At 69.3% G+C, this 2,657-nt stretch carries 3 protein-coding genes; all 3 read left to right on the top strand.

From position 1 onward, the window contains the following. A partial coding sequence (locus tag ACWCSD_RS51285) for an ABC transporter substrate-binding protein (RefSeq protein ID WP_449926957.1) occupies nt 1–1,232 on the top strand: 1,232 nt, incomplete at its 5' end. Beyond that, nucleotides 1,229–2,113, top strand: a complete 885-nt coding sequence (locus ACWCSD_RS51280; RefSeq protein WP_397156618.1) for a carbohydrate ABC transporter permease — start codon at nt 1,229–1,231, stop codon at nt 2,111–2,113. The genes ACWCSD_RS51285 and ACWCSD_RS51280, both read left to right, overlap by 4 nt. Next, nucleotides 2,107–2,657: carbohydrate ABC transporter permease (locus ACWCSD_RS51275; RefSeq protein ID WP_449926954.1), on the top strand; the 551-nt coding region annotated here is incomplete at its 3' end. The genes ACWCSD_RS51280 and ACWCSD_RS51275, both read left to right, overlap by 7 nt.

Below are 2,657 nucleotides of genomic sequence, written 5' to 3'. Positions count from 1 at the left end.
CGATCCGCGTGATCGCCAACGACGCGTTCGCCAAGCAGTGGCAGGACAAGCTCGTGCCGGAGTTCGCCAAGAAGTACCCGAACATCAAGGTCACCGTCGACGGCATCCCCTACAACGACCAGCTGCCCAAGACGATGCTGGAGCTGACCGGCACCACCGCCACCTACGACGTGGTGCTCGCCGACGACCCCTGGCTGCCGCAGCTCGCCAAGACCGGCGCCCTGTACGACCTCAAGGGCCCCGAGCTGGCCAAGTGGAACGACCCCGGCTACGACTGGGCCGACTTCAACCCCTCGCCGCTGGCCGCCGGGGAGTGGGAGGGCAAGCAGTACGCCGTGCCCGTGCGCTCCAACCTGCTGCTGATGTTCTACAACAAGTCGCTGTACAAGAAGGCCGGCGTGGCCGAGCCGACCGCGCAGACGACCTGGGAGCAGTACTTCAAGGACGCCCCCAAGCTCGTCCAGGACACCGACGGCGACGGCAGGACCGACTCCTGGGCCGTGGGCACGTACTTCACCAAGGACCCGCTCACCCCCACCGTGTGGCAGACCGTGCTCAACTCCGACGGCGGCAAGATCCTGGACGGCACGAAGGTCGCCTTCGGCGGCCCGGCGGGCGTCAAGGCCCTGCAGACGCAGGTCGACCTGCTCAAGTACGCGCCGCCCGGGGCCAGCACCTACCAGTTCAACGAGCCGCTGGAGGCCTTCCGGCAGGGCAAGACGGCCACCATGTTCATGTGGGGCAGCGTCTACAAGGGCACCGCCGTGGACAAGGAGACCACCACCCTGACCCCCGAGCAGGTGGGCCTGTCCACCCTGCCCGCCGGATCGACCTCGCCGGGCGCCCACCGCGGCATCTGGACGGCCGGCATCTCCAAGAAGTCCACGCACCCGGCCGCCGCCTGGACCTGGCTGCAGTGGGTGACCTCCAAGGAGGGCGAGCAGTTCACCGGCAAGGCGTTCGGCACCTTCCCCGCCCGCAACTCCAGCCTCGACGGCACGCCGCCGGCCGAGTGGGCCGGCCCGGTCTACAAGGCGCTCAAGGACGGCTACGAGGTCGTCTCCAAGGGTGAGATGTGGCGGCCCAGGCTGCCCGAGTCCGACGCCGTGCAGCAGATCCTGGCGCTGCAGACCAGCCGGGCCATGTCCGGGCAGGCCACCGCGCAGCAGGCGATCGACCAGGCCGCCAAGGAGATCGGCGACCTGCTGACGGCCAAGGGCTACAACCAGTGAGGCGTGCCCGACTGGGAGAGCCGGGCACGGCCTGGCTCTTCCTGGCCCCCGCCCTGCTGCTGCTGGCGGGCATGCTGCTCTACCCGATCCTCTACACGGCCTGGGTGAGCGTGTCCGACTTCGACCTGGCCTCCTTCCAGCCGTCCGGATGGGTCGGCTGGCGGCACTACGAGGCCGTGCTGCGCGATCCGGGCTTCCTGGACTCGCTCCGGGTCACCGGCGTCTACCTGGTGATCGCGCTGCCGCTGCAGATGGTGCTCGGGTTCGCCATCGCGTTCCTGCTCAACGTCGCCTGGCGGGGCCGGGGCGTGCTGCGCGCCCTGTTCCTCATCCCGATGGTGGTGGCCCCCGTGGTCGCCGGCGGCGTGTGGCGGATGTTGCTCGACCCGCTGTGGGGCGTCGTCAACTACGCCCTCGGCCTGGTCGGCGCCGGGCCCGTCGAGTGGATCGGCGACCCGACGCTGGCCATGGTCAGCCTGATCGTCATCGACACCTGGCGCTGGACGCCGTTCGTGGTGCTCATCGCCTCGGCCGGGATCATGGCGCTGCCCGGCGACGTGTACGAGGCCGCCCGCTCCGACGGCGCCGGCCGCTGGGCGATCCTGCGGCGCATCACGCTGCCGCTGCTGGTGCCGGTGATGGCCGCCGCGTTCGTGGTGCGCTGGCTGGGCGCGGTCAAGATGTTCGACATCGCGCTGGCCGCCACCAGGGGCGGGCCGGGCAACTCGACCAACGTCATCAACCTCTACATCTACGAGAAGGGGTTCCGGAGCCTGGAGTTCGGCTCGGCCTCCTCGATGGCGACGATCGTCCTGGTCCTGACGATGCTGATCACCTTTGTCCTGTTCCGCGTGACCCGGCGTCTGGAGAACCGATGGTGAGACGGTACGCGGCCGTCACCGGGGCCGTCCTGGTGACGCTGGCCTTCCTGTTCCCCGTGCTCTACATGGTCTCGATCTCGTTCAAGCTGCCCAGGGACATCTTCACGGTGCCGCCGCGCTGGCTGAGCGAGTTCACCCTCGACAACTACGTCAGCTACTTCCAGCAGGCGCGCATCCTGCCCCGCATGGTCAACACGGTCATCGTGGCGGCCGGCGCCTCGGCCATCTCCATGGTCGCCGGCTCGATGGCCGGGTACGCGCTGTCGCGGCTGCGGATGCGCGGCGCGGGCGTGGTGGGCGGGCTGATCCTGGCCTCGCGCGCGGTGCCGCCGATCGCGCTGGTGGTGCCGCTGTTCCTGGTGGCCAGGAAGCTCGGGCTGACCGACCAGTACATCACCGTGATCCTGGCGTACGTGACCTTCCTGGTGCCGTACGTGGTGTGGCTGATGCGGGCCTTCTTCCGCGGGCTGCCCAAGGAGCTGGAGGAGGCGGCGATGATCGACGGCTGCTCGCGGTTCGGGGCGTTCTTCCGGATCATCGTGCC

This window comes from Nonomuraea sp. NPDC001684 (genome assembly GCF_053596515.1).
This window is presented reverse-complemented; position numbering and strand designations above follow the sequence as displayed.